Below are 24,425 nucleotides of genomic sequence, written 5' to 3'. Positions count from 1 at the left end.
CTCGAAGCCGCGTTGAAGTCCGGCGCCCAGGCGTTGGCCGACCTCGGCTCCACCGAGACCCTCGACGTACGACGGTCTCATGCGTTGGGTGAGATGGGCCGCCACCAGCTCGCCCTCGACCTCGACTTCCCCGAGTCGAGTGGGTCGGGTCGGGGGGTGACGCTCTACGTCCACCTCGACGCCGAAGCTGCCGCCCGTCCGGGGTTCGTGGAGAACACGTGGTCCCCGGTCTTGCTCGAGCAGATCCGGCACTGGTGCGAGAGCGCGGGTACGAAGGTGACGGTGAAGCCGGTCATCGATCTCAACACCAACCTCTCGACCGAGGCCTACCGCCCGACCGAGGCCATCCGCGAACAAGTGCGCCTCAGGGACGGGACGTGTGTGTTCCCGGGCTGCCACCGCCGCCACGTCGACCTCGACCACATCGTCCCGTTCGACGCAGGCGGCCCGACGAGCGTCGAGAACCTCGCGATGTTGTGTCGGCGGCACCACCGGGCCAAGACCCACGGCCACTGGTCCTACCGGGTCCTCGAGCCCGGGTTGTACGAGTGGACCAGCCCCACCCGGGATCAGCTACGTCGTCGACCACCGCCGTCGACGACCCTGAACGCCCCGAGGACCCCGCACCCACCAAGAGGACGGGGTCGCTGGCATGCCCATGGCGGCACTCCCACGGAGATCGAGCCGACGGGCCGGCTACGGCCCGGCGTGTCGAGATCCCCGCAATCGACTCCGCCGACCCGACCCCGCCGCCGCGGCCGGTCGCGGTCTCCTCGACTTCCGTGTGGTCAGCCTGGGTACGTCGCTGCGCGGCCTCGACACGCGGTGACTCCGTCCCCGCGGCTCGACCACCGTGTGGTGGGCCTGGGAGCACCGCGACGGCTCACGGTGATCGAGCCGACGGGCCGGCTATGGCCCGGCGTGTCGAGATCCCCGCAGCCGACCCACCCGGCCCATCCCAGCCCTGCGGCTGGTCTCCTCGACCTCCGTGTGGTCGACCTGAGTACGTCGCCTGCGGAGGTCTCGACTCGCGGTGACTTCGTCCCCGCGGCTCGACCACCGTGTGTGGCGGCCAGACCACCTCAGCGGGTGGACACCACCGGGCCCGGGAGCGGCACCGTGGGGAGATGACCACGATGCCCCAGGACCCCGAGCCGGCCACGCCGGACGAGCACCCCGACGTCGTCCCGAGCCTCGACCCGGACCAGCCCTACGCCGACCCGCAGACGAAGCCCGCCCCCGAGCCCGAGGGCGAGTGATGGGCACCGTCATCTGGATCGTCGTGGCGGTGGTCGTCGTCGTGGCGGTCGTCGCGCTGGTCGCGCTGCTCCTGCGGCGACGCTCCGACCACCAGCGCCAGCAGCAGCTCGCGCACGCCGATGACCTGCGCGGCCGGGCGGCGGGCCACCTGCCGGACGTTCGCTCCGCTGAGGAGCGGGCCCAGCAGGCGGACGCCGAGGCCGAGCGGGCGCGGGCCCGGGCCGACCAGGCCGAGCAGACCGCAGCCGGCGCCCACCGTGACCTCGCGCAGGAGCAGGCCGCGCAGGAGGACGTCGTACGCCGGGCCGACGAGGTGGACCCGCGCGTGGACACCAGTGCCCCCGACTACGAGCCGATCGTCGGCCCCGACATGAAGGGCATCCCGGCCGACGGCGTCGACGATGCCGACGGCAGGCACCGCGCCGGCTGACCGAGGACGCGTGGCGTGCCGTCGTCGAGCACGACGAGCCCGCTGCGACCGGGACGCGACTCCAGCCAGGCCAGCCCGTCGGTGCCCATCGCGAACGCCGCGGTGGCGTCGATGTCGGCCCACGTGAGGTCCGGGGCCACCACCGTGACCGACGCGAGACCGGTCGGTCGGCGTCCGGTCCGGGCGTCGACGACGTGGGGACCGCGGTGGGTCTCGGCCGAGGTCGCGACCGCCCCGTCCCGCAGGGGCACCCGGGCGACCAGACGTCTGGGTTCGCGAGGGTCCTCGACGCCGATCTGCCACGCCGGGGCCTGAGGATCGACGACGCGGGCGACGACGTCCCCGCCGCCGCCGAGGCAGTAGTCGGTCTCCCGAAGCGCGGCCAGATGAGCCGCAGCGCGCTGCACCGCCCACCCCTTGACCACCCCGCTCGGGTCGAGCCGCACAACCCTGTCGTCGCCACGGCGGCGTACGTCGAAGGCGCCGCCCGACTCGACCCGCGCGCGTTCCGCGATGGCCAGGACCTCGCGGACCTCTGGCGGCGCCGCGGCCGGCGTCATCTCACCGCGGTCCAGGCGGGACACGACCGAGTCGGCGCGATAGGTGCTGAAGACGCGGTCGACCTCACGGAGCTCGGCGACCACGGCTGACCACGCGTCGTGGCCGCGCCGGTCTCCGGCGTGCCGTCCGCGCAGGGCGACGCTGATCGGCAGGCCCATGACCTGTTCGACGGCACGCCACGGTCGAGTGCTCACGACGTTCACAGTCCCGCCTGGTCGAGGGCGCTCTGTAGCGACTCCTGGTAGCCGACACTGGTCACGGTGGCGCCGCTGACCATGTCGATGTCACCGCCCTGGGCGTCGAGGGTCGACTGGATGAGCACCGGCAGCGCGTACTGGTTGATCTCCTCGTCCTTGGGGTTGCCGGTCGGGTACTCCGGCACCTGGACGTCGGTGATGGTCCCGTCGGCCACCGTGATGGCCACCTGCACCGGTCCCCACCGCGTGTCGGCGGCGTCGCCGGTGAAGGTCCCGGCCGTCGTCCCGCCGGACGTGGCAGCCGCCGGAGCGCCGGCGACGCTCCCGGAGTACGCCGCTGGCGGCGACGCGGTGCCGGAGGGCCCGGCGGTCGACGTGTGGTAGCCGAACAGCAGGACGAGGACGCTGAGCGTGCTCAGGGCCCACAGGGTGATGCGGGTCATCGGGTCACCAGCCGAAGGTCTCGAGGTGGAGGTGCTCGGGCGGGAGCCCGGCACGGCGGAGGTCGGCGCGGACCAGGTCGGCCCAAGCCTGCGGTCCGCAGACGAACACGTCGCGCTCCGCGATGTCGGGCACCCAGTGCTGCAACGCCTGGAGGTCGCTGACCTGCGGGTGGATCCCGGCGCCGAGCCAGGAGGACGGCCCGCGCCGGGGCCCGGGCAGCGGGACGAGCCCGAGACCGCGCTCGGCGGACAGCTGACCCAGCTCGCGGGCGAACAGCGGATGCGTGCTGTGCCGGTGCAGCAGCACGGCTTCACCGGGGTGGTAGGCCAGCCCCTCGGCGAGCGAGCGCAGCGGGGCCAGCCCGACGCCGGCGCCGATCAGGGCGACCTTGCGGCGGCTGCGCGAGCGGGCGCTGAGCCGTCCGTACGACCCCTCGACCACGGCCCTGGTGCCTGGGCGCACGACGCCCAGCGCGGCGCTGCCGTCGCCGACGGACTGCACGGTGATCCGCAGGCTGCGACCGTCGGGTGCGGCCGACAGCGAGTAGGGGTTGGCGCGGGTCCAGCCGCGGCGGCCGAGGAAGCGCCAGACCAGGAACTGCCCGGCCTCGGCGCCGAGGGACTCGAGACGTCGTCCGGTGAGGTATACCGACACGACGCCCGGGGCTTCGGGGACGACCGACGTCACGCGGAGGTCGTGGCGCAGCGTCCGCGTGAGCGGCAGCCCAACGCGCCACACGAGGACGGCGGCAGCGGTCACGCCCCAGGCCGTCCACCAGAACACGGTGCGCGCGGTCGACGAGACAAGGTCCTGGCCGGTCCACAGCTGGTGGGGGAGAGCGAGGCCGACGCCGAGGTAGGCGTAGAGGTGCAGGAGGTGCCACGACTCGTAGCGCAGGCGACGGCGAGCCGCCCGGACACTGGTGACGACCACCATGACCAGGGACAGCGACCCGGCGACGGCCAGGAGCATCCCGGGGTAGTTGACCGTCAGCTCCCAGAGCATCGCCGGGATGCGCAGCAGCGACCCCGCGGCATAGCCCCACGTCACGAGCACGACGTGCACGACCATCAGGTTGAACGACGTGAAGCCGACCCAGCGGTGGATCCGGGCGAGCCGGTCCTGTCCGTACGCCGCCTCGAGGGCGGGGATCCGCGCCATCAGCAGCACCTGGGCGAGCAGCAGGACCGACGCGACGAGACCGGTCAGGCGTCCCACGGACGTCAGCCCTTCACCCCACCCGGCGAGGTCCCGGACGCCACCGCCGGAGACCCACCAGTACGAGACGAGCAGCAGGCTCAGCCACAGGGCCGAACCTGCTGCGTGGCGGACCACCGCGTCACGGCGGGCACGTCGCCCGAGCGCTGGAAGCCCCGCTGGCCGCGACGAGCGCGCGACCGGCGGCGACGCCAGGACGGTCATGCGGCCGTCGAGCCTGCTGACCCCGCGGCAGGGTTCGGGACGACGTACCAGGACAGTGTCCCGGTGCCCGTCCCGCTGTTGGTGCCGTCGTCGGTCCCGGTGCCGTCGTCGAGGCCCTGGTCCGGTGGCGCGAAGTCGCCGCGCCCGGGCCCGCCGTCGCCGCCGAAGTCGACGTCGGGACGGTCGCCTGGACGTCCACCCGGGGTGAGGCCGTCCGGCTGGCCGCCCCCGTCCGGGGCGGTGCCGCGCCCCAGGGCGAAGCCGCCGAGGCCGACGGCCAGGAGCAGCAGGAGCGCCAGGGCACCTGCGGCACCGAGGCGGGCTCCACGGGGTGCCCCCTGCCAGCGGTCCTTGAGTCCGTGACGCTGGGGAACCGGCGGCGGGGCCCAGGCTCCGACCGGCGGGGCCGGCGGGTCCTGGACAGCGGTCGCACCGGGTGCGGGTGTGGCGGCTGGGGCGGACGGGGGAGTCTCAGGCTCCCAGCGGTTGCCGCTGGTGGACTGGTCGGTCATTGGGTGCCTCCTCGGGGTGGGTCGAGGACCACGATGGAGCCGCTACCTGGGTCGTCCCTCGGGCGACCTTGTGAGGAACCTGTGGGCCCAAACCCGCCGGCGCCCGTCGGCTCAGTCGGCGCTGATCTGGAAGCGGAACGTGTCGCGCTCGGTGTGCAGGTCCCACAGCTTGTCGGCGAGGGCAGCCGGGCTCTTCTCGTCGTCGTCCTCGCTGATCGCACCGCCGATGATGAGCTGCGACACGTGGATGCCTTCCTCGCCGAGCACCTCGTGGAGCAGCTCGGCGTAGGCGGCCTGTCCAGCGAAGGCGACCGAGGTACCTGTGACGGCGCGGCCGGGCTTGACGGCGGACCCGCCGTTGACGAACAGGATGGTCCCGCGGTCCTCGCCCAGGAAACGCATGCCGGGCACGACCTGGTGCACCGCAGCGACCGGACCGTAGATCGAGAACTCGATCGGCCCGACGAGGTCCTCGGGCGTGGTCTCGAGCACGGGGCGCATGAAGTCCTTCGCAGGCAGGGGCGAGTACTGCAGCACCTCGATCGGCCCGAGCTCGTCGGTGACCGCGCGCAGGGCGGCGGTCAGCGACGCCGGGTCGCGGACGTCGGCCGCGAAGCCCTGCGCCCGCACGCCGTCCTGGGACAGCTCCTCGGCGAGGGCATCGAGGCGGCCCTGGTTGCGCGAGATGAGCCCGACGGTGAAGCCTTCACGGCCGAACCGCCGGGCCACCGCTGCTCCGAGACCTGATCCTGCTCCGATGATCGCGATGGAAGTCATGGGAGGGCAACCGGCCCGGAGGCGCCCGCCATTCCGTGCTGAAGGGTGAGTGGCCCCCAGCGCACCCGCACGACGACGGCCCGGCTGACGGACCGACGTACGCCGACCACGCCGAGTCGGTGCGGATCACCGTGCGCGGCGCCGGGGGCACGGCGAGCGCGACCTCGCTCGCCAAGCGGGTCAGGCGCTGGTGGTGAGCACTCGTAGCGCCAGGTCGGTCGTCTCGGCGTTGCCGAGGTAGCCGACGACCCTGGCCACGACGTCGGGGTCGAGCGGGAACCGCCCGCTCGGCCCGGCGTCGGCGTCGGCGCTGATGCCGAGGTCGACGTCGTCGCGGCTGGTCATCATGGACCGGTTGAACTCGAACTGCGCCCGGGCGCCCTCGGCCGTCAGCTTCTTGAGCACCCCGGCACCGATCCGGCGGCCGCCCTCGTCGGCGGCGAACGAGTCGAGGGTGGCGACGAGGTTGGCGCCCGCGGCGTGCTCGATGTCGGCCCACACCTCCTGCATGGAGCCCATTCCCGCCAGCAGCAGCTCGGCCGTCTTCTTGCCGATGCCCGAGACGCCCGGCAGGTTGTCGCTGGCGTCGCCGCGCAGCGCGGCGTAGTCGAGGTAGTGCTCGGCCGCGACGCCGTACATCGTGAAGAGGCGCTGGGGGTCGAGCAGCGGAGAGCCGTGGATCCCGCCGTCGATCAGCCGCAGCACCCGGGTCGTCGCGCTGAGGTGGGCGAAGGTGTCGCGGTCGGAGGTGACCACCACGCACCGCCACCGCTCGCGCTCCGCCCAGGCCGCGGCCGAGGCGCTGACGTCGTCGGCCTCGAGCCCGTCGGGGGTGACCGTGTGCAGGCCCATCGCGGCGAGCATCGCCGCGGCGCGGTCGAGCTGGTCGACGAGGTCGGGCTGCTTCTCGGCGCGGCCGGCCTTGTAGTCCGGGTAGGTCGTCGCCCGCACCGACGACCGGCGGTCGTCGAAGCCGAAGACCGCCAGGTCGGGTGCGAACCGGTCGACCGCCTCGAGGATCTGGCGCAGCATCCCGTGCAGCGCCCACGCCGGCCGGCCGCCCAGGTCGCGGAGGTCGGAGCCCACGCGGGCGTGGTGGTTGCGGTGCAGCAGCGAGGGCGCGTCGACGACCAGCAGCAGGCGCGGGTCGGTGCTCTCGGACGTGGTCATGACGGGGGACCAGCCTAGGGCGGCTCCGCGCCCGGTCCTGGAACCGCCCGGATCTGCCCCGTTGTGACCATGTGCGGCCTGTCAGACCTCGGTAACGTCGGCCGCAGCAAGGGCTGCCCGCACCGAGCGACCGATGGGGGGCGTCGTGACCGAGAGCCTGCACCTGACCCTCCTGGGAGGGTGGGACCTCACCGGTGCCGACCGCGCGCCGATGCCGGTCTCCCAGCAGACCCAGCGGCTCGTCGCGCTGGTCGCGCTCAGCCGACGCCCGAGCCGGGAGTACGTCGCGGGCACGCTCTGGCCCGAGGAGTCCGAGCACCACGCCCACAGCAGCCTGCGCACGCTGCTCTTCCGGCTCCGGCGACGCGACGAGCTGGGCGGCCTGCTGTCCATCACCGAGTCGTCGATCGCCCTCGCGAGGGAGGTCACCGTCGACGTCGACCAGGTCGCAGCCTGCGCGTCGGCCCTCGTCGCGGGGCGCACCTGCGCGTCGACCCCGGACCCGATGAGCCTCCTCACCCAGGGCGACCTGCTCCCCGGGTGGTACGACGACTGGGTCCACCCGCAGCGCGAGCGGCTGCGCCAGCTCCGTCTCCACGCCCTCGAGGCGGTGGCCGAGGGCTGCCGCGACCAGGGACGGCCGGCGGAGGCGTTGGACGCCGCGCTCGCCGCGGTGCACATCGAGCCGCTGCGCGAGAGCTCCAACCGCGTCGTCGTGGGCGTACACCTCCAGGAGGGCAACGTCGTCGAGGCCCTGCGGCACTACCACTACTTCGAGCGTCTGCTCCACGACGAGCTGCGCATCCCGCCGACCACCCTGATGACCGACCTGGTGCGCCCGTTCCTCGCCACCGGCGGACGCCGCAGTCACGCGGCGCTCACGCCGGCGTAACGGCCTCTCCACCACGCTGTCGCCCGACGCTCGGAAGTCCCGTCCGGAGCGTCCCGCGGACGACAGAGGTGTGGGCACATGGCAGCAGACAGCAGCGTCGACGTCACGGCGATCCAGGCGACCCTGGCCGCCGAGGGAGCCAGCTGGACAGCGGGGGAGACCTCGATGTCCGTCCTCAGCACCCAGGAGCGCCGGATCCGGCTGGGCGCGGACCCGCCGGACGGCGTGGCCAGCTTCGAGGACCGCGAGGAGGCCGCCGCGGCGCACGCGTTCGGGGCCGGCGTGAGCGCCGGAGCCCCGTCGAAGGTGGACCTGACGCCCTACGTGCAGCCGATCAGGAACCAGGGCGCGTGCGGGTCCTGCGTGTCCTTCGGGACCATCGCGACGATGGAGGGGACCGCCCGGTTCGGCGCCCGCGACCCCAACCTGGCCATCGACCTCTCCGAGGCGCAGCTGTTCTACTGCCACGCCAAGGCGGACGGGCGCACCTGCAGCACCGGCTGGTGGCCCGACCGGGCGCTCGACGCCGTGAGGGACAAGGGCGTCGTCGACGAGGCGTGCTTCCCCTACACCGCCGGCGACCAGGAGTGCCGGACCTGCGCCGACGCCGACGAGCGGACCAGCAAGATCACGGCCTGGAAGCACCTGGGCAGCATCGAGGAGATGAAGGACTGGCTGGCCACCGCGGGTCCGGCCGTCGGGTGCTTCAAGGTCTACGACGACTTCTTCGCCTACAAGACCGGGGTCTACCGCCACCAGACCGGCGCCGCGGCGGGCGGGCACTGCGTCTGCATCATCGGGTACGACGACAACCAGCGCGCCTGGATCGCCAAGAACAGCTGGGGCACCACCTGGGGCGACGGTGGGTTCTTCCGCATCGGCTACGGCGAGTGCGGCATCGACTTCGAGATGTGGGGCGTCGACCTGCCCGAGACGCAGATCGACGACGTCTGGCTCAAGCGCAAGCAGGTCTCCGGGACCTGGGCCGTGGCGGAGCCGCGCAACTCGTCGGCCTTCGTCGTCGGCTCCGGCTGGAAGAACGTCGGCGGGGGGACGGACGCCGAGCACCTCGCCCTCCTCACCACCCTGCAGTCCGCGCGCGCGTCCAAGACCGCCGTCGACGTCCGGCTCGTCAACGACCGCATCGTCGAGGTCTACGTCTACTGAAGTGCCCCGTCCTGGGCCGCCGGCCCCGGCACCCGTCACCAGCTCCGTCTCCGTCACCAGCTCCCCGAAGGAGGGGCCACACATGCCTCCCACCGTCCCGACCACCGTCCCGCCGGACACGACCCACCAGCCCGCGACCGAGGTCCCGGCCACGGGACCGGTCGCCCCGTCCGCCGGTGCTGCAGCCGCCGCCGTCAGCCACACCGTCGGCGCCTTCAGCATCGAGACGTTCTGCAACCAGGGCGCCCTCTCGCTCACCCACGACGACGCGCAGGGGTTCCTGCAGTGGCTGGGCGGGTTCGGCGTGGCGCCCAACTTCTGGCTCACCGACGCGGGCGTCAAGGCTTGGGCCTACTACGAGGACTTCGACAACTGGCAGGACACCTACGGCGTCGACTCCGCGCTGATCAGCTATCACAGCGGTCACGGCGGGATGGACAACAACGGCGTGTTCTACGTCCCGATGGGCTCGGCCTGGGCCGGCAACGACTGCACGGTGGTCTCCAGCAACATGGCCATCGGCAACGAGTACTGCCGCTACGCGTTCTGGTCGACCTGCTTCTCGCTCCGGGTCTTCGACGGTCACTCGCCCTACCGCACGTGGTCCGGGCCCAACAAGGGCCTGAGGATGCTCTTCGGGTTCGAGACCGTCAGCTATGACAACGCCAACTACGGCCGCAACTTCGGCAACCGCTGGAACGCCGGGGACAGCCTCAGCTCGGCCTGGCTCAACGCCAGCTGGGCGATCTCGCCCCACCAGACACCGACCGCCGCCGCCTGTGGCGCGTCCGCCGCCGAGGCTCAGGCCCGGTGCTACAACGAGCGGTCGTTCGAGTGGGGCGCCGTCAGCAGCAACTACTGGTGGTGGCGCTGGTACGCCGCCGCCGCCTCTGCCCGCGAGCTCAACCGCGCGGTGCCGGACCAGCCGCTGACCGCGGCGTTCGCGCCCCCCAGCGCGCAGTCGGCCGGCCGACTGGCGGCGCAGTTCGGCTTCGACGCGTCGTCGCTGAGCAGCGGGGCGGCCGGAGCGACGGTGTCCGACGGCCGGCGGCTGCTCACTGTCGGACCGGACGGTGCGGTCGTCGCGCAGCTGGCCCAGGCCAACCTCGAGAACCACGCCGTCCTCGACGCCCAGACGGCCCAGAGCGTCGCGGCCGACGCGCTGGCGCAGTACGGCCTCGACGGTGTCGGCCCGATGGTCCTCGACCGGGTCGCGTCGGTGAACGGCGCCGGCACCTCGGCCCGGGACCCCGAGCGCATCGACGGGCCGTACACCACCGAGACCCTGGTGCAGTACCGCCAGACCATCGCCGGCATCCCGGTGGTCTCGTCGGACGCCGGCGTCATCCAGGTGCTGGTCGACAACGACGGCGTCGTCACGTCGGTGACCTCCTCGGCCCGGGTGGTCGACGACCTCAGCGAGCGCTCCCTCCGGGGGCCGGCGAGCGAGCCGGTCCCCCCGGGGCAGACGGCCACCGACGGCGGCGCGCCCGACGTCGACCGCCTCCTGGCCCGGGCTTTCTCGGACCGGCTCCGGGGCATGGCCCTCAAGGGCGATCTCCCGGTCGGGTTCGCGACCGTCCCCGGGACGACCGAGGTCGGCTACGACGTCCAGGGCGACCGCGCGTCGCTGGTGGCGGTGCGAACCGTGGAGGTCGACTTCGGGGGCTACCGCAAGCGGTACCTCGTCAAGGCCCCGATCGCGTGAGGGCGGCCGCCACTCGCTGGAGCGTCGACCCATGGACCGCGACGACGTCCTAGCGGCCCTGGCCGCGGGCGGGCCGACGCAGCTCAACGGCGCCGAGCTCGCGGGGGCCGACCTGTCGGGGCTCGACCTGAGCGGGGCCGACCTCAGCTACGCGACGCTGGTGGACGCGCGCCTCGATGGCTCGGTGCTGCGGGCGGCCCACCTGTGGTCGGTCGTCGCGACGTCGGCCAGCCTCGTCGGCGTCGACCTGCGCGACGCCGACCTGACCGCCGCCGACCTGCGCGGAGCCGACCTCACCGGCGCGCTGCTCGACGGGGCCGCGCTGACCGGCACCGACCTCTCGGGGGCGGACCTGACCGGCGCCGTGCTCCCGCCGTCGGGCCTCGCGGGCGCCGTCGTCACCGGGGGACCGGCAACGGCGCCCGACGAGACAGTGCCCGACGAGACGGTGCCCGACGAGACGGTGCTCGACGAGACCGCGGACGGGAGCGCGGTCACCCTGGCCCTGGGGGCGACGCTGCGGATCCGGCTCGACGAGGGGGCCACCGGCTACCGCTGGCGCATCACCACCGACCCCGCCCCGTGCCTGGAGCTGCTGTCGTCGGCCGTCGAGGTGGCGCCGACGAGCGCGGCGGGGGCGCTCGGCCACCGGGTCGTGGAGCTCGTCGCCCGGGCGGCCGGCCGAGCCGTCGTCGGGCTCGAGCTCGCGCAGCCCTGGGACCCCGCCTCCGAGCCCGCTCGAGTGTTCTCCGTCGCGGTGACCGTCCGCTGAGGTCCGCTCCGGCGGTGTAGCAGGTTGCTACAGTGGTGGCACCGAGCACAGGAGGTGGTCAGATGTCGACGATGCCGACCCGCATCGACGGTGACCTGTTCGAGGCGGCCAAGGCCAGCGGCGCGCTCATGAGCCGCAGCGCCGCCCAGCAGCTCAGCCACTGGGCCCGCCTGGGTCGCGAGCTCGAGTCGTCGCGCCAGGTCAGTCACAAGGACATCGCCCGCGTCCTCGCCGGCCGCCAGCCCTACGACTCGCTCGGCGACCCGGAGCAGGCAGTCGTCCGTGCCGAGTGGGACGAGCGCATCGACGCCGCGCGCGCCGCGCTCGACCTCGAGAGCGAGCTCGCCGCGGCCGGTGAGTCCTGGTCCGAGGTCGACGCCGCCGGCAACCTGGTCGTTCGCCACCCCGGGTGACCACCCCGGTCCTCCACCTGCTGGCCGGGCCCAACGGCAGCGGCAAGTCGACCTTCGCCGAGCGGGTCCTGGTGCCCAGCACCGGCCTGCCCTTCGTCAACGCCGACGTCATCGCCGCACGCGAGTGGCCGGGCGCCGAGCTCGAGCACGCCTACGAGGCCTCCCGCCTCGCCGCCGCCGAGCGCGGTCGGCTCCTGGCCGAGCGGTCGTCGTACGTCACCGAGACGGTCTTCAGCCACCCGAGCAAGGTCGACCTGGTGCGGGCCGCCGACGCCGCCGGCTACCTCGTCCACCTCCACGTCACGCTCGTGCCGGTCGCCCTGAGCGTGGCCCGCGTGTCCGAGCGCGTCCGCCGCGGCGGCCACGACGTCCCCGAGGCCAAGATCCGCGAACGCCACGCGCGGCTGTGGCCGCTCGTCGTGGCGGCCCGCGAGGTCGCCGACCGGACGACCTGCTACGACAACAGCCGTGCGGCCGACCCGTTCGCGGAGGTCGCTCGCTTCGAGGAGGGACGGCTCGTCGGCGAGGCGCACTGGCCGGCGTGGACGCCGACCGAGCTCACCTGACCCGGACAGCAAGGAGCCCCGACCGCAAGCGGTCGGGGCTCCTCAGTGACGTGATGTCAGGCGATGCGGACGTTCTCGGCCTGGGGACCCTTGGGGCCCTGGGCGAGGTCGAACTCGACCTTCTGGTTCTCGTCGAGGGACTTGTAGCCGCTCGTCTGGATCGCGGAGAAGTGGACGAACACGTCCTCGCCGCCACCGTCCTGCGCGATGAAGCCGAAGCCCTTGTCAGCGTTGAACCACTTGACGGTTCCCTGAGCCATGATGATTTCCTTTGTTCGGTACCGGGAGCACTGTGCTCCCTGGCGCTGAAGACATCCACTGTGCTGATGTCCAGCGAACCGAAGACCAGAAGTACGAAACATGGGCCGCGACTTGGTGCGCGGCGCGGATGGCCTGCAGCGCCATCCCTTCAACAACACCGACCCTAGTGCCTCCGCCCCACTTTCCTCGTTTTGCCGCGTCGACGGTCTCACCCGACCCGGAAACGCCACGTCCTGACGGTGCGGTGGCCGAGCGCGTCGACGGCCTGGAGCCGCACGCGGTGAGGTCCGCGGGCCAGTGGGCGGGTAGGGGTCCAGGTGAGGACCCCGGTGCGGGCGACGTAGCGGCCGGGGCCGACGCGGTTGTCGTCGAGACGCAGCACCAGGGCCTGACGGCGCACGGACGAGTCGCGGTCGGTGACGGTCACCCGGAGCGTGGGCGTGCGGTCGCGGGTGGTGCCGGTCGGCCTGGTGGCACGGACGACGGGACCCGTGGTGTCGACGGTCCAGGTGCGTGCGGCCGGCGTGGGGTCGGTGTTGCCGGCCCCGTCGGTCGCGCGGACCTGCAGCGTGTGGCGGCCGTCGCGGAGGGCACGGAACGTCGCCGCCGTCGGGCAGGCGGCCCACGTCCCACCGTCGAGACGGCAGGCGAAGGTGCTGCCGGACTCGCTGCCGGTGAGCCGGAAGCGGGCACTCCGGGACCGGACCGGACCGGACGGACCGCCGGTGACCGTGGTCTGCGGCGCGACGGAGTCGACCACCACCTCGACCGACGAGGACGTCGTGGCGTCGAGGCCCGTGCCGTGCCCGGCGTGCACGCTGGCGACCGTCACGGTCGCGGTGTAGGTGCCGTCGGCGGCATAGACGTGGTCGGGGTCGGGTCCCTCGCCGGTGGTGCCGTCGCCGAAGTCCCAGTCGTAGGCGAGGTCGACGGTGCTCGGCACGAGGTCGACGCAGCCGATCCGCCGGGCCGGGTTGTCGGGGTCGTGGACGACGATCGCGGCGGCCTGGGGTCCGGCCCGCAGCGGGCGGGTCGACTCGACGAGCGTGCTGCGCCCCTGGGCGTCGGAGGTGAAGTAGAGCCAGATCTCGTTGGCCTCGCCGAACGGCTGGGTCTCGTCGAACCGGTAGTGCACGCCGCCCCGCTCGTCGGCGCACGACCGCTCGTGCACGTGCACCTGGTGGGCCGCGCCGGGCTTGAGGCCGCTCACGTCGATGGAGGCGTACGACGCCCCGCGACGCCGCACGAGCGTGGCGGTGCCGGCGAGGTCGGGATAGCTCGTCAGCCCGTCGGAGTAGGCCCGGACGTCGCCCCCCGTGGTGACCTCGGTCGAGAACCTGACGCCGAGCGGCGCCCGTCCGGTGCGGGGCGCCGCGGTCGCCACGACCTCGGGCAGCCCGGCCGCGCCGTCGCCGGTCACGATGACCTCGACCGTGTCGACACCGAGGTGGCCCTCGGCGTCGGTGACGCGCAGGGTCGCGGTGTAGGTGCCCGGGGCGTCGTACGTGAAGGTCGCGGCGGGGGTGCTCGCGACGTCCTGGGTGCCGGCGACGCCGAAGTCCCAGGCCCAGGTGAGGGTCCCGCCCTGGGTGTCGTGGGCGCGCCCGGTGAACGCGACCGGGAGGGGAGCGGGGCCGGAGGTCGGCGCGGCGACGGCGTCGACCAGCGGTGCGTCGCCGCCCCCGCCCACGGTCACCTGCCAGGTCCGCTCGAGGACACCGCCGCGGCCGTCGGAGACCTGGAGCCGGAGATGATAGAAGCCGGGGGTCGTGTAGACGAAGCTGGCGTCCTCGAACGTCGACCGGTCGGCCTCGGCTCCGGTCCCGAAGTCCCACAGGTAGGTCAGCGGGTCGTCGTCGGCGTCGTCCGCGTGGGCCATCACGCTGACGGCGAGCGGGGCGGTGCCGGTCAGCGTGCCGACCATCGGGTCGGCCGTGGGGGCCTGGTTGACCTGCCCCGGCTCCTCGACGACGACCGTGCCGGTCATGACCGTGCCGTGGATGGAGCACAGGTAGGAGTAGGTGCCCGGCCGGTCGAAGGTGTAGCGGAACGGTGCCCCGCCCGGGGTCCGGAACTCCTCGACCGGGGGGAGCCAGGCGGTGGGGGAGTCGGTGGCCGAGGTCAGGTCGTGGTCGATGACGGCGCGGTCGAACTGCCACTCCACGGTGTCACCGATCGCTACCCGCACGGTCGACGTACCGGTCTCGACCGACTCCCACCGGTTGCCCCGGCCGTCGTCGACGGCGTCGACCACCCAGGTGCGGGTCGGCTCGGCGGCGACGGCGTCGGGGCTCAGGCGGGTGACCGCGAGCAGGCCGACGAGGACGAGGAGCGTGACCGCGGCACCCAGGACGCGGGAGGGAGTGCTCGGGAGACGGGTCATGGGGCCGGGCCTTTCGCGAGAGGTCTACTGGTCGAACACGATTCGCACTTCTGAACCGCGTGACCGACGTCACCCTAGCGGGTCGCACCACCCGTGGTCGTGAGAGGCAACCGGACGCTGAAGGTCGTCTCGCGCTCGCTGCCGGACGCGACGGAGACCACGCCGCGGTGCTGCTCCACGATCGCCGCGACGATGGCCAGCCCCAGCCCGGTGCCCTGGATCGCCCGCTCCCGCGCCGAGGATCCCCGGAAGAACGTCGTGAAGATGCGGGCCTGCTCGTCCGGGGGGATGGGAGTCCCGGAGTTCGTGACGGCGAGGACCGCCTCGTCACCCTCACTGCTCAACCGGCAGACGACCTCCCCGTCGTCCTCGCTGAACTTGTACGCGTTGCTCATCAGGTTGAGGACGACGCGCTCGAGCTGCTCGGCGTCGCCGAGGACGACCACCTGCGACCTGGGCAGGACGAAGTGCACCTCCAGGGGCCGGTGCGGGCGGAGGGTGGCGAGCACCTCGCGAGCGCGTTCGACGACGTCACACAGGTCCACCTCGACCATCTCGATCGGCGCCGCGTGCGGCTCGAAGCCGGACAGGACCAACAGATCCCCTGCGAGGGAGCTCAGCCGCTCGGCGTTGCGAGCGATCGCGTCGACGAACGTCGCCGCCCTCGGGCTCACGCCCCCGGCACCGACGTCCTCCTGGAGGAGCTCGACGTAGCCCGCGATGCTGGTGAGCGGCGTCCGCAGCTCGTGGCTCACGGTGGCGACGAACTCGCCCTTGGCCTCGTTGAGCTCCCGCAGCCGGTCCGCCGCGTCGCTCTCCTGGTGCAGCGCCGCCACCAGGCGGCCGTGCACCTCCTGCTCGGCACGCTGGCGCTGCAGCGCGTGCAGCAGCGCCGTCGCGAGCCGGGGGCCGTCGTGCTGGCCCTTGACCAGGTAGTCCTGCGCGCCCTCGGCCAGGGTCCACAGCGCGAGCGCCCCGTCGCTGCGCCCGGTCAGCACCATGAGGGCGGTGCCGGGGTTGGCGGTCCGGACCGCTCGCACCACCGTGGGGCCGTCCGCGTCGGGCAGGCTCAGGTCGGCCAGCACCAGGTCGTAGGGCTCGTCCCGCAGCCGGGTGAGCGCCTCGTCCAGGGACCGCACGGTGTGGATGTCGGCGTTGGTGAACTCGAGCTCGAGGAGGGCCAGCACCAGCTCGCTGTCGGCGGAGGAGTCCTCGATGAGGAGGAAGCGCAGGTCGCTGCTGTGGTCGAGCACTGCCAGGTGGAGGTCGTTCATCGCGGCAGCCGGGCCAGGTTGAGCCAGGAGCCGTCGATGGAGCGGACGACGTCGATGAACTGGTCCACCCCGAACGGCTTGGTCAGGAAGCAGTTGGCGCCGAGGTCGTAGGTCTTGAGCACGTCGGACTCCGCGGCGGAGGTCGTCAGCACCACGACCGGGATCATCCGCAGCTCGGGGTCGGCGCGCATGGCCGCGAGGACCTCGTGGCCCGAGAGCCGGGGCAGGTTGAGGTCGAGGATGACGAGGTGCGGGTGGCTGACCCTCGGCGCGCGCAGGTGCTCGAGGGCCGCGTCGCCGTCCCTCACCACCACGACGTTGCTGGCCACCGACGCCTCGGCCAGCGCCTCGAGGGTGATCTCGATGTCGCTCAGGCTGTCCTCGACGAGCAGGATCTGCCGCAGCGGTGCCGAGTCCGGTGTCGTCACGGGAGCACGACCTGGTCGGGGACGGCCGGCAGGGTGATGCAGAAGCGGGCGCCCCCGAGGTCGGACTCCTCGACCCAGGCGCGTCCGCCCGCCCGCTCCGCGATCTGCTGCACGATGGCGAGCCCGATCCCCGTGCCGGCGTAGGCCTCGCGGACGTGCAGCCGGGTGAACATGCGGAAGATCCGGTCGCGGTGCTCGGGACTGACCCCGATGCCGTCGTCGTCGACGCGGAGCACGACGCTCCCGTCCTCGCGGCTCCCCGAGACGACGACCCGGGAGGCCCGCTCCGGCCGTCGGAACTTGGCGGCGTTGCCGACGAGGTTGTGCAGCACGGCGTGCACCGACGCCTCGTCGAGCCAGACGTCGGGCAGCACGCCGACCTCGACGCCGGTGAGCCCGAGGACCGTCACGACGCGCCGGGCCGCCGCGGCGGTGTCGACACGGCCGCTGGCCGTGTCGGTCAGCAGGAACCGGGAGTACTCGAGCAGGTCCTCGATCAACGTCCGCATCCGCGCCGCACCGTCGACCACGTGGGCGATGTAGCCGGTGCCGCGCTCGTCGAGCAGGGGCGCGTAGCGCTTCTCGAGGAGCTGGACGAACCCGGTCATCGCCCGCAGCGGCTCGGACAGGTCGTGCGAGGCGACGTAGGCGAACTGCTCCAGGTCGCGGTTGGAGCGGGTCAGCAGGACGTGCTGCTTCTCGAGGGTGCGGTGTGCGTCCTCCAGCTCGGCGCTGAGCCGGACCCGGTCGGTGACGTCCTGGACGCTCGTGGCAAGACCGGCCATGGCCCCCGCGGTGTCCCGCAGCGGCGAGACCGTCAGGGAGACGGCGATGTGCCGGCCGTCGGGTCGCAGGTGCCAGGTGTCGAACCGGTCGACTCGCCGCCCGGAGAGCGCCATGTCGTGCACCGAGCTCAGCTGGCGCGCGGTCTCGTCCGGCAGCAGCTCGCTGGTCGACCGCCCCAGCATGTCGGCGGCCGCGCGGCCGTAGACCCGCTCGGCTGCGGCGTTCCAGCTGGTGATGCTGCCGGCCATGTCCTCGCTGAAGATCGCGTCGCCGGAGACCTCGACGATCTGGGCGAGCAGCTGCCAGTCGTCGATGACGGAGCGGGGGGCGTGCGCGTCGGGAGTCGGTCGTGCGCACATGGTCAGCTCGATCCGGGCTGTCATCGCTCCCGCAGGACGGCGCATCCGAGAGATGACGAACGGCCGTCGAGAGCTGTCCCCTCGCAGGCCTGTCACCTTGTTCCGGCTGCAACAGCCAGAACCCTACGCCTCGATGAGGGCCGGGACCTGGACCCGCCAGGTCGCGCGGCCGACGGATCTTGGAGGGCTAGTCCAGCGGATGGCGCCGGGCCCACCAGACGGTCACGAGGGCTGACGCGAAAGCCCCCAGCGCCAGTCCGGGGGTGACAGCAATTGACCACCAGTCCATGCGCAGGAGAGTCGCACCTTCCGCACGGCGTCAACTCACCCTTTCCGGCGGACTACCACGCCCTGCGCGACGGCGATGGGTCGCTGCGGGATGCGGAGGCGGACGGTGGTGCCCCCGCCGGGGGTCTCTTCGAGGGTGAGGGCGCCACCGTGCGCGAGAGCGACCCGGTGGCAGGTCGCGAGCCCGAGGCCGAGTCCGCGCTGCGGGCTCGGCGCGTCGTCCTGGAGCCGGATGAGGGGCTGGAGGACGCGCTCGCGGTCGGCCGCGGCGATGCCCGGCCCGTGGTCGGCGACCGTCAGGGTCCAGCCGGCCTCGTCGCGGGTCGCGGCGACCTCGATCGGTGACCCCGCGGCGTACTTCACCGCGTTGGCCAGGAGGTTCTGCAGAACGGTGCTGATCTGCACCGCGTCGGCTCGCACCGGTGCCGGGTCGGCGAGCGAGATGTCGGCGTCGCCCAGCAGGTCGGCGAGGTCGTAGCGGACCGCGTCGAGCAGCACCCGGAGGTCGAGGTCGGTGAGGGTGAGCCGTCCCTCGACCATGGCGAAGTCGAGCACGGTCGAGACCAGGTCGATCATCCGTCGGGTGCTGGCGGTCGCCTTGCTCAGCAGCCGCTCGACCTGCCCCGAGCCACCGTCGTCGCCCACCCCGATCGCCTCGATGAGCTCGAGCGACCCGGACAGCGTCACCAGCGGCGTGCGGAGGTCGTGGCTGACCTGGCTCGCGAACGCGGTCAGCTGGCCGTTGCTGCGCTGCAGCTCGGTGTTGGCGGCGGTGAGCTCGTCGGCCAGCCGGGCGTGGGCCAGCTCGGCCGAGCAGGCAGCGGCGAGGTCCTCGATGACGGCGAGCTCGGTGGGCGTCCAGTCGTGGGGCCGCGTGTCGACCACGCAGAGCGAGCCGACGACCTGCCCGTGCTCGCCGGTCAGCGGCCAGCCCGCGCAGGCGACGGCCTGGAGGTCGGAGATCGCAGGGCTGTCGGCCAGCCGCTTGTCCTGCCGTGCGTCGCCCACGACCACCGGATGACCCTCCGCGACCACCAGGTCGCAGAACGCACGCCGCAGGAGTGACTCGTCGCGTTGGTCACCACCCCCGGGGAGTCCCGCGGCCGCGACCACCGCCTGCTCGACGACCTGCTCGACCGCCTCCACGACGGAGACGAGAGCGATCGGCGCATCGATGGTGTGACGTAGGAGTCGTACGTAACGCTCGTACGTCGCGTCGGGGGCCCAGGAATGTGCGGATCGGTCCATCGTCCTCGTGTTTCCGTCGACAGGGGAGTCCACTCACGACAAGGCTGGGGGGTGACCATGGCGAGATGCGTGACGGAATGTAATGGAACCTGTCACTTCATGACTGCAGAATCGCCCAACAGACGATGACGACCATCGCGTTGTCGTCGCCGACGCCCGCCGAGGCCCGCCGAGGCCCGCCGAGGCGGCCGAGACCAGCTGGTCCGAGGACCGAGAGCGGCACCGTGCCGGGGCGCCCTGACTAGGTTGGTCGGGTGCTGCACCCGACCACCGACCTGACGCCGGCGGCGTGGCTCGCGGTCGACGCAGACGACTTCGGTGGCACGGTCGGCGAGCTGCTGCCGGCCGGGTTCGAGACCTACCTGCGCGTCTTCCACCGGCCCGACCAGGGCCTGCCGGACGACGAGTCCGCCGCGTCCTGGGCCGAGGTCGCGCGACGTCACGGCACCGTCCTGCACCCCGAAGCCCAGTGGGTGGCGATCGCCGGTGGCCGTGACCTGTCGCTCCACCGCCCCGGGGACCCGGAGTCGCCGAGCGACCAACCCCTCACCGGCTCGCTGGACCCGCTGACCCTTCGCCGGCTCGCCCACCACCTCGCCCGGCACACGACCACACCCGACGCCTGCCACGCCGCGCTGTGGAACGGCACGGGCAAGGCCCCCGAGGGATGGCACGACTTCCCGATGTTCCGGCGGCCGTTCCGGAGCTACTGGCTGTTCCCCGCCGTCCCCGTGCTCGAGGTGCCACCACTCTCGGTCGAGCTCGAGGTCCTGGGCATGGAGGAGCAGGCGCACTCTCCCGGCGGGCTGACGGGGATGGCGACGTTCGGGAGGGAGCCCACCCACACGGACGGCACGAGGTGGGCGCAGTGGTCGCGGGAGCAGGGGTTCGTGCAGTCACCGTCGTACTGGTGGCCCGAGGACCACTCCTGGGTCGTGCACAGCGAGGTCGACCACGACAGCACCGTGATCGCCGGCGGCGCCGACCTCGCCGCCGACCTCCTGGCCGACGCCGAGATCGAGTGCCTGCGCGTCACGCGCCGCACGTCGCTCTGGGCGATTGCCGACCGCATCAACTACCCCTGACCGCCTCGGTCTCCTGACGGGTCGCCCGGTGTCCGCTCGAGAGCGCGGCCGCACACACGTAGGGTCACCCGATGGACCGAGACGCCATCGCCAGCATCCGTGGGGCTCATCGTGAGCCCGGGTTCGGCACCATGTCGGTGGAGGACCTCGTCTCGATCGAGGGGCTGATCGCCGCGCACCGACCGGCGTCGTTCCTCGAGATCGGTACGGCGTCAGGGCTCTCCGCCGCCGTCATCGCGCACATGCTGGAGGAGCACGGTGGCGAGCGTCTGACGACGGTCGACCTGCTCGACCACTTCTACGCCGACCCGAGCAGGGAGGCCGGCTTCGTCATCCCGCTCGCCTACCCGGACGGGAAGGTCGCCGTCGAGCGTCGGACGGGGTGGACCGCCGCCGACGTCGTGGCCGCGGGCGCCACCTACGACATGGCGCTGGTCGACGGCGGTCACGTCCATCCGTGGCCGCTCATCGACACCCTGTGCGTCAACGTCGTGCTGACGGGCCCGCGGCTGGTGCTGCAGGACGACCTCACCCTGTTCCGGCGTCAGCCCAACGGTCGCGGGGTGGGGCCGAAGTTCCTCTTCGACCAGTTTCCCGAGTCCCACCGCGAGGTCTTCACCTCCGGGGGCGGCAACCTCTTCGCGGTGTCGCTCGACCTGCCCCCGGAGCGCATCGAGCGCATCGCCCTCGACGCCTTCGCGCTGCCCTGGACGTTGACCCGCAAGATCCCCGAGGACGTCGTCGACAAGGTCCAAGGGGTCCTGGACGAGCACTACAGCGCCACGCTCAGCCAGGCCTTCGCCACGTGCTGCGCGACCTTCAACAAGCCCAACGGGCAGTACTTCCGACCCAGGAAGTCGAGCTAGGCCTGTTGCCCGTCCGGCAGGACGTCGAGGACCTCACCGCCGGCGTGCCGCGCGTAGGTGACACGAACAGAACCCGCTGCCCACGGTCGCGGCCCGTGAGGCGGTAGGTGGGACGTGTCGCGTCGGCACGGGGAGCTTCGGACGAGGTGCCGTCACCGGGTGACCCGCCCGGTCGGCGTCGACAGCTGGGCCCGGCCGCGATGTCCCGGTCGTGACGCGATCACCCTGACGGCCATCCGGGCGCCGACGTCCTTCGGACCGATCTCGTACGTCGGCGAGTCCCGCCGCATCGTCCGCGACTGACAGGTTCGGCGCCGAAATACATGGCCGCTACCTCGTGACGCATGCCACACCGACGCACTACCTTCTGGAACACGTTCTAGTTTGCCGCTGCACCTGACCCGAGGGAGCCCGATGAAGACACGCGCCGCCATCCTGTGGAAGCCGCACACCGACTGGAGCGTGGAGGACATCGAGCTCGACCCGCCCAAGAAGGGTGAGATCCTCGTCAAGCTGGCCGCCTCGGGCCTGTGTCACTCCGACGAGCACATGGTCACCGGCGACATGGTGCTCGACCCCGAGCTGGCCGAGATGTTCGGACTCCGGCAGTTCCCGGTGATCGGCGGTCACGAGGGCGCGGGGGTCGTGCAGGAGATCGGTCCTGACACGGTCGGCTTCGAAGTCGGCGACCACGTGGTCTTCAGCTTCATCCCGTCGTGCGGCAAGTGCCCGTCGTGCTCGACCGGCAAGACCCACCTGTGCGACCTCGGCGCCTTCCTGCTCAGCGGCATGCAGCTCAGCGACTTCAGCTATCGCCACCACGCCGAGAACGGCACCGACCTCGGGATCATGGTCGGCCTCGGCACCTTCTCGCCCTACACCGTGGTCTCGGTCGACAGTGCCGTGAAGATCGAGAAGCACATCCCGCTCGAGAAGGCCGCCCTGGTGGGCTGCGGCGTCACGACCGGCTGGGGGTCGGCGACCTATGCCGCAGACGTGCGGTCCGGTGAGACCGTCGCCGTGGTCGGCCTCGGCGGCATCGGCATGAGTGCCGTCCAGGGTGCCGCCATGGCCGGCGCCAGGTTCGTGATGGCCATCGACCCCGTCGAGTGGAAGCGCGAGAAGGCCCTCACCCTCGGTGCCACGCACACGGCGGCGTCGATGGAGGAGGCTCAGCCCCTCCTGTCGGAGATCACCTACGGCGCGATGGCCGACAAGGCGATCCTCGCCCTCGGCCTCGCGGAGGGCGCCCACATCGCGCCCCTGATGTCGTTGATCAAGAAGGCCGGCCGCGCCGTGGTCACCTCGGTCTCCAACATGATGGCCGACGACGTGAAGCTCAACCTGTTCGACATGTCGATGCAGCGCAAGGAGCTGGTCGGCTGCATCTTCGGCAACGCCAACCCGCGCTACGACATCCCCCGCCTGCTCGCGCTCTACATGGACGGCAAGCTCAAGCTGGACGAGATGGTGACCAAGGAGTACACCCTCGACGAGATCAACCAGGGCTACCAGGACATGCGCGACGGCAAGACGATCCGAGGGGTCATCAGGTACGAGTGAGGCGTCCGGCAGCCCCGACCGGCAGCATCCGGACCAAGAGGCGTCGCCGTAGACCTGGTTGACCCGGTTCGTCAGGGTGGACCTCTTTTGCGATGACCACGGCGTGGTGCCGAAGAGCTCGGCGTACGACGGGTTGGCGACCGGCACCAGGCGGTAGGTGCGCAGTCTGACGCCCGCTGCCCCGCCCTCGCCGACGCCTCTTTCGGCGGTGGCCCGCCGCACGGGAGCGGCCAGGTCGGAACGCTTCGGCACGAGGGAGCACTCCGGGCGGTAGCGGTGGGCGGACCCTAGCCTCGTGCGTCTGCCAGGCGTTGGAGTGCAGCAGGCCCGACCCCGTGCAGTGCGGCCAGGTCGCCCAGGTCTGAGGGGAGTTCGCTGATCGACAGGTAGCCGGCGTCGATCAACGCACCGGTGGCGGGTCGTCCGATCTTGACTCCGTCGAAGTGGTCGCCGCGGTCCAGGTGGTGTGACACGAGAACTGGACTCGTGCCCGTTGCGGAACTCATCGGTCGCAGCAGTCGTGGTGAGCCGGCGAACGGGCCGCCGCTCCAGTTCCGGTCATCTTGACGCTCGGCGTAGCGTGTGCGCCCGCACGTCGGCGTGGTCGAACAGAGGCGCTACCGCACGGGTCTGCTGCATGCTGCGAGGTGTGCAACCCGAGGAAGTGCCGACGGAGGTCCTGGCCGACGTGGCCCGTGCGGTCGAGACGGACGTCGCTCTCGTTGGTCGCCTCGCAGGTGGCGTGAACGCTGGTGCCGTGCGTGTCCAGGTGGCCGGAAGGGCAGACGCTGTGCTCAAGGCAGTGCCGCGGACAGACCCTCGCCAACTGGACGAGGTGTTGCGAGCCCAGCGCGTGGTCGAGCACATGCGTGGACGCGGCTACCCGACGCCGGCCTGGCTCGGAGTGGGAGCCACCGCTACTCACGTGTGGCACCTGATGGACTTCGTCGATGCAGTCCCTGCGTCGGAGCTGACTGTGTCCCTCGTCGAGCAGTTGTGCGAGATCAACGACCTTCAGGCTGGTCAGGCCAGTGAGCCTCCTGATCACTGGAGGTACGCCTGGCGAGTCGTCACGCGTCGGGGTGCCACCGTCGCCGGGCTCTCCGCGTACTCCTCCGCGGCGTCGGGCCTGGTCGAGCGCTTGCTGCTCGCTTGTGCAGACCTGGGGCCGCCCCCCGGGGCCCCCGACATGGTCCACGCCGACCTCAATCCCAGCAACGTCCTGACGCGCGACGGAGTCGTGCTAGCGGTTGTCGACATCGAGAATGCCGGAAGCGGTACGCGGGCGACGGATCTCATCACCCTCCAGTGGCACACGTTCCGCGATCCGCTCAACGGCGTCCGCCACCGGTTGTGGACCAAGGCCCTCGACCTGGTCGGCTGGGACTGGGTGGCGGCGCTCGCCGCCACACAGGTACTCCTGCAGCTCGAGTGGCGCGTCGGACTCATGCGCAGTGAAGCTGTCAACGAGGTGATCGACCGCGGCCACCGAGCGTTCGACGAGCTAGACGCGCTTCGCTGACACGTCGAGACAGGTGACCCCACTGCTTGATGTCGGCTTAGGCAATCACGGAGGACCGCACCGGCGGCGCT

27 protein-coding genes are annotated in these 24,425 nt (G+C 72.1%); 15 read left to right on the top strand and 12 right to left on the bottom strand.

Features of this window, described 5'->3' with window-relative positions; translation table 11 throughout:
- The first annotated feature begins 93 nt into the window (after positions 1 to 93).
- From Q7T52_RS00470 to Q7T52_RS00460, 3 genes are read left to right on the top strand one after another with little or no spacing between them, the layout of a single operon-like run.
- Positions 94 to 1,131 carry an HNH endonuclease signature motif containing protein gene (locus Q7T52_RS00470; protein ID WP_304798422.1) on the top strand — a complete coding sequence of 346 codons (1,038 nt, stop codon included), beginning with the start codon at positions 94 to 96 and terminating at the stop codon, positions 1,129 to 1,131.
- Positions 1,128 to 1,259 carry a hypothetical protein gene (locus tag Q7T52_RS00465; RefSeq protein WP_304798420.1) on the top strand — a complete coding sequence of 44 codons (132 nt, stop codon included), beginning with the start codon at positions 1,128 to 1,130 and terminating at the stop codon, positions 1,257 to 1,259. The genes Q7T52_RS00470 and Q7T52_RS00465 overlap by 4 nt, the downstream gene beginning before the upstream one ends.
- Complete coding sequence (locus Q7T52_RS00460) at positions 1,259 to 1,690, top strand: hypothetical protein (protein WP_304798417.1); 432 nt, start codon at positions 1,259 to 1,261, stop codon at positions 1,688 to 1,690. The genes Q7T52_RS00465 and Q7T52_RS00460 overlap by 1 nt, the downstream gene beginning before the upstream one ends.
- Here the strand turns inward: Q7T52_RS00460 and Q7T52_RS00455 are convergent.
- The 5 genes from Q7T52_RS00455 to Q7T52_RS00435 all read right to left on the bottom strand — a co-directional run bounded on the left by Q7T52_RS00455 (position 1,606) and on the right by Q7T52_RS00435 (position 5,603).
- Entirely contained in the window at positions 1,606 to 2,445 is an 840-nt protein-coding gene (locus Q7T52_RS00455; RefSeq protein WP_304798414.1) for an FAD:protein FMN transferase, read from the bottom strand. The genes Q7T52_RS00460 and Q7T52_RS00455 overlap by 85 nt on opposite strands.
- A gap of 5 nt (positions 2,446 to 2,450) precedes the next feature.
- Positions 2,451 to 2,891 carry an FMN-binding protein gene (locus tag Q7T52_RS00450; protein ID WP_304798412.1) on the bottom strand — a complete coding sequence of 147 codons (441 nt, stop codon included), beginning with the start codon at positions 2,889 to 2,891 and terminating at the stop codon, positions 2,451 to 2,453.
- A gap of 4 nt (positions 2,892 to 2,895) precedes the next feature.
- Positions 2,896 to 4,110: a ferredoxin reductase family protein gene (locus Q7T52_RS00445; protein WP_304798409.1), complete on the bottom strand. Its 1,215-nt coding sequence runs from the start codon at positions 4,108 to 4,110 to the stop codon at positions 2,896 to 2,898.
- Positions 4,111 to 4,310: 200 nt separating this feature from the next.
- Positions 4,311 to 4,826, bottom strand: coding sequence for a hypothetical protein (locus tag Q7T52_RS00440; RefSeq protein ID WP_304798407.1), 516 nt, complete (start codon positions 4,824 to 4,826; stop codon positions 4,311 to 4,313).
- 111 nt (positions 4,827 to 4,937) lie between these two features.
- Positions 4,938 to 5,603 carry an SDR family NAD(P)-dependent oxidoreductase gene (locus tag Q7T52_RS00435; RefSeq protein ID WP_304798404.1) on the bottom strand — a complete coding sequence of 222 codons (666 nt, stop codon included), beginning with the start codon at positions 5,601 to 5,603 and terminating at the stop codon, positions 4,938 to 4,940.
- Between the two features lie 35 nt (positions 5,604 to 5,638).
- On the opposite strand from Q7T52_RS00435, the gene Q7T52_RS00430 reads away from it, so the two are divergent.
- Positions 5,639 to 5,800, top strand: coding sequence for a hypothetical protein (locus Q7T52_RS00430; protein WP_304798402.1), 162 nt, complete (start codon positions 5,639 to 5,641; stop codon positions 5,798 to 5,800).
- Here Q7T52_RS00430 and Q7T52_RS00425 read toward each other — a convergent pair.
- Positions 5,784 to 6,773: a 5'-3' exonuclease H3TH domain-containing protein gene (locus Q7T52_RS00425; RefSeq protein ID WP_304798399.1), complete on the bottom strand. Its 990-nt coding sequence runs from the start codon at positions 6,771 to 6,773 to the stop codon at positions 5,784 to 5,786. The two genes, Q7T52_RS00430 and Q7T52_RS00425, sit on opposite strands and share 17 nt — an antisense overlap.
- Positions 6,774 to 6,918: 145 nt before the next feature.
- Between Q7T52_RS00425 and Q7T52_RS00420 the strand changes: the two genes are divergently transcribed.
- The 6 genes from Q7T52_RS00420 to Q7T52_RS00395 all read left to right on the top strand — a co-directional run bounded on the left by Q7T52_RS00420 (position 6,919) and on the right by Q7T52_RS00395 (position 12,291).
- The gene (locus Q7T52_RS00420; protein ID WP_304798397.1) at positions 6,919 to 7,665 is read left to right on the top strand and encodes a BTAD domain-containing putative transcriptional regulator; all 747 of its coding nucleotides are present in this window, start codon (positions 6,919 to 6,921) and stop codon (positions 7,663 to 7,665) included.
- Between the two features lie 78 nt (positions 7,666 to 7,743).
- A complete protein-coding gene (locus Q7T52_RS00415) occupies positions 7,744 to 8,832 on the top strand; it encodes a C1 family peptidase (protein WP_304798394.1) in 1,089 nt (362 codons plus the stop codon).
- Between the two features lie 82 nt (positions 8,833 to 8,914).
- On the top strand, positions 8,915 to 10,540 hold the full coding sequence (locus Q7T52_RS00410) for a DUF6345 domain-containing protein (RefSeq protein WP_304798391.1): 1,626 nt from the start codon (positions 8,915 to 8,917) through the stop codon (positions 10,538 to 10,540).
- 31 nt (positions 10,541 to 10,571) lie between these two features.
- Positions 10,572 to 11,312, top strand: coding sequence for a pentapeptide repeat-containing protein (locus Q7T52_RS00405; protein WP_304798388.1), 741 nt, complete (start codon positions 10,572 to 10,574; stop codon positions 11,310 to 11,312).
- A 62-nt stretch (positions 11,313 to 11,374) separates the two neighbouring features.
- Positions 11,375 to 11,725 carry a hypothetical protein gene (locus Q7T52_RS00400; protein WP_304798386.1) on the top strand — a complete coding sequence of 117 codons (351 nt, stop codon included), beginning with the start codon at positions 11,375 to 11,377 and terminating at the stop codon, positions 11,723 to 11,725.
- A complete protein-coding gene (locus Q7T52_RS00395; RefSeq protein ID WP_304798383.1) occupies positions 11,722 to 12,291 on the top strand; it encodes an AAA family ATPase in 570 nt (189 codons plus the stop codon). The genes Q7T52_RS00400 and Q7T52_RS00395 overlap by 4 nt, the downstream gene beginning before the upstream one ends.
- A gap of 56 nt (positions 12,292 to 12,347) precedes the next feature.
- On the opposite strand, the gene Q7T52_RS00390 is transcribed toward Q7T52_RS00395, so the two are convergent.
- The 6 genes from Q7T52_RS00390 to Q7T52_RS00365 form a co-directional block, all read right to left on the bottom strand.
- On the bottom strand, positions 12,348 to 12,551 hold the full coding sequence (locus Q7T52_RS00390; RefSeq protein WP_148615953.1) for a cold-shock protein: 204 nt from the start codon (positions 12,549 to 12,551) through the stop codon (positions 12,348 to 12,350).
- 209 nt (positions 12,552 to 12,760) lie between these two features.
- The gene (locus Q7T52_RS00385; RefSeq protein ID WP_304798377.1) at positions 12,761 to 14,935 is read right to left on the bottom strand and encodes a PKD domain-containing protein; all 2,175 of its coding nucleotides are present in this window, start codon (positions 14,933 to 14,935) and stop codon (positions 12,761 to 12,763) included.
- 74 nt (positions 14,936 to 15,009) lie between these two features.
- Positions 15,010 to 16,209 (bottom strand): cell wall metabolism sensor histidine kinase WalK, encoded by a 1,200-nt coding sequence (locus Q7T52_RS00380; protein ID WP_304798375.1) that lies wholly within the window; start codon positions 16,207 to 16,209, stop codon positions 15,010 to 15,012.
- Entirely contained in the window at positions 16,206 to 16,637 is a 432-nt protein-coding gene (locus tag Q7T52_RS00375) for a response regulator (RefSeq protein WP_304798372.1), read from the bottom strand. The genes Q7T52_RS00380 and Q7T52_RS00375 overlap by 4 nt, the downstream gene beginning before the upstream one ends.
- A complete protein-coding gene (locus tag Q7T52_RS00370; protein ID WP_304798369.1) occupies positions 16,634 to 17,782 on the bottom strand; it encodes an ATP-binding protein in 1,149 nt (382 codons plus the stop codon). The genes Q7T52_RS00375 and Q7T52_RS00370 overlap by 4 nt, the downstream gene beginning before the upstream one ends.
- A 324-nt stretch (positions 17,783 to 18,106) precedes the next feature.
- Positions 18,107 to 19,318 (bottom strand): GAF domain-containing sensor histidine kinase, encoded by a 1,212-nt coding sequence (locus Q7T52_RS00365; protein WP_304798366.1) that lies wholly within the window; start codon positions 19,316 to 19,318, stop codon positions 18,107 to 18,109.
- Positions 19,319 to 19,572: 254 nt separating this feature from the next.
- Here Q7T52_RS00365 and Q7T52_RS00360 point away from each other — a divergent pair, with 254 nt between their 5' ends.
- The 5 genes from Q7T52_RS00360 to Q7T52_RS00340 all read left to right on the top strand — a co-directional run bounded on the left by Q7T52_RS00360 (position 19,573) and on the right by Q7T52_RS00340 (position 24,354).
- Positions 19,573 to 20,403, top strand: a complete 831-nt coding sequence (locus tag Q7T52_RS00360; protein WP_304798364.1) for a hypothetical protein — start codon at positions 19,573 to 19,575, stop codon at positions 20,401 to 20,403.
- Positions 20,404 to 20,474: 71 nt separating this feature from the next.
- Positions 20,475 to 21,269 carry a class I SAM-dependent methyltransferase gene (locus tag Q7T52_RS00355; protein WP_304798361.1) on the top strand — a complete coding sequence of 265 codons (795 nt, stop codon included), beginning with the start codon at positions 20,475 to 20,477 and terminating at the stop codon, positions 21,267 to 21,269.
- 159 nt (positions 21,270 to 21,428) lie between these two features.
- Positions 21,429 to 21,572 (top strand): hypothetical protein, encoded by a 144-nt coding sequence (locus Q7T52_RS00350; protein ID WP_304798358.1) that lies wholly within the window; start codon positions 21,429 to 21,431, stop codon positions 21,570 to 21,572.
- A gap of 111 nt (positions 21,573 to 21,683) precedes the next feature.
- The gene (locus tag Q7T52_RS00345) at positions 21,684 to 22,832 is read left to right on the top strand and encodes an NDMA-dependent alcohol dehydrogenase (protein ID WP_304798355.1); all 1,149 of its coding nucleotides are present in this window, start codon (positions 21,684 to 21,686) and stop codon (positions 22,830 to 22,832) included.
- Between the two features lie 649 nt (positions 22,833 to 23,481).
- Positions 23,482 to 24,354, top strand: a complete 873-nt coding sequence (locus Q7T52_RS00340; RefSeq protein ID WP_304798353.1) for a phosphotransferase family protein — start codon at positions 23,482 to 23,484, stop codon at positions 24,352 to 24,354.
- Positions 24,355 to 24,425: the final 71 nt, after the last annotated feature.

It is taken from the genome of Nocardioides sp. (assembly GCF_030655615.1).
GTDB lineage: Bacteria > Actinomycetota > Actinomycetes > Propionibacteriales > Nocardioidaceae > Nocardioides.
This window is presented reverse-complemented; position numbering and strand designations above follow the sequence as displayed.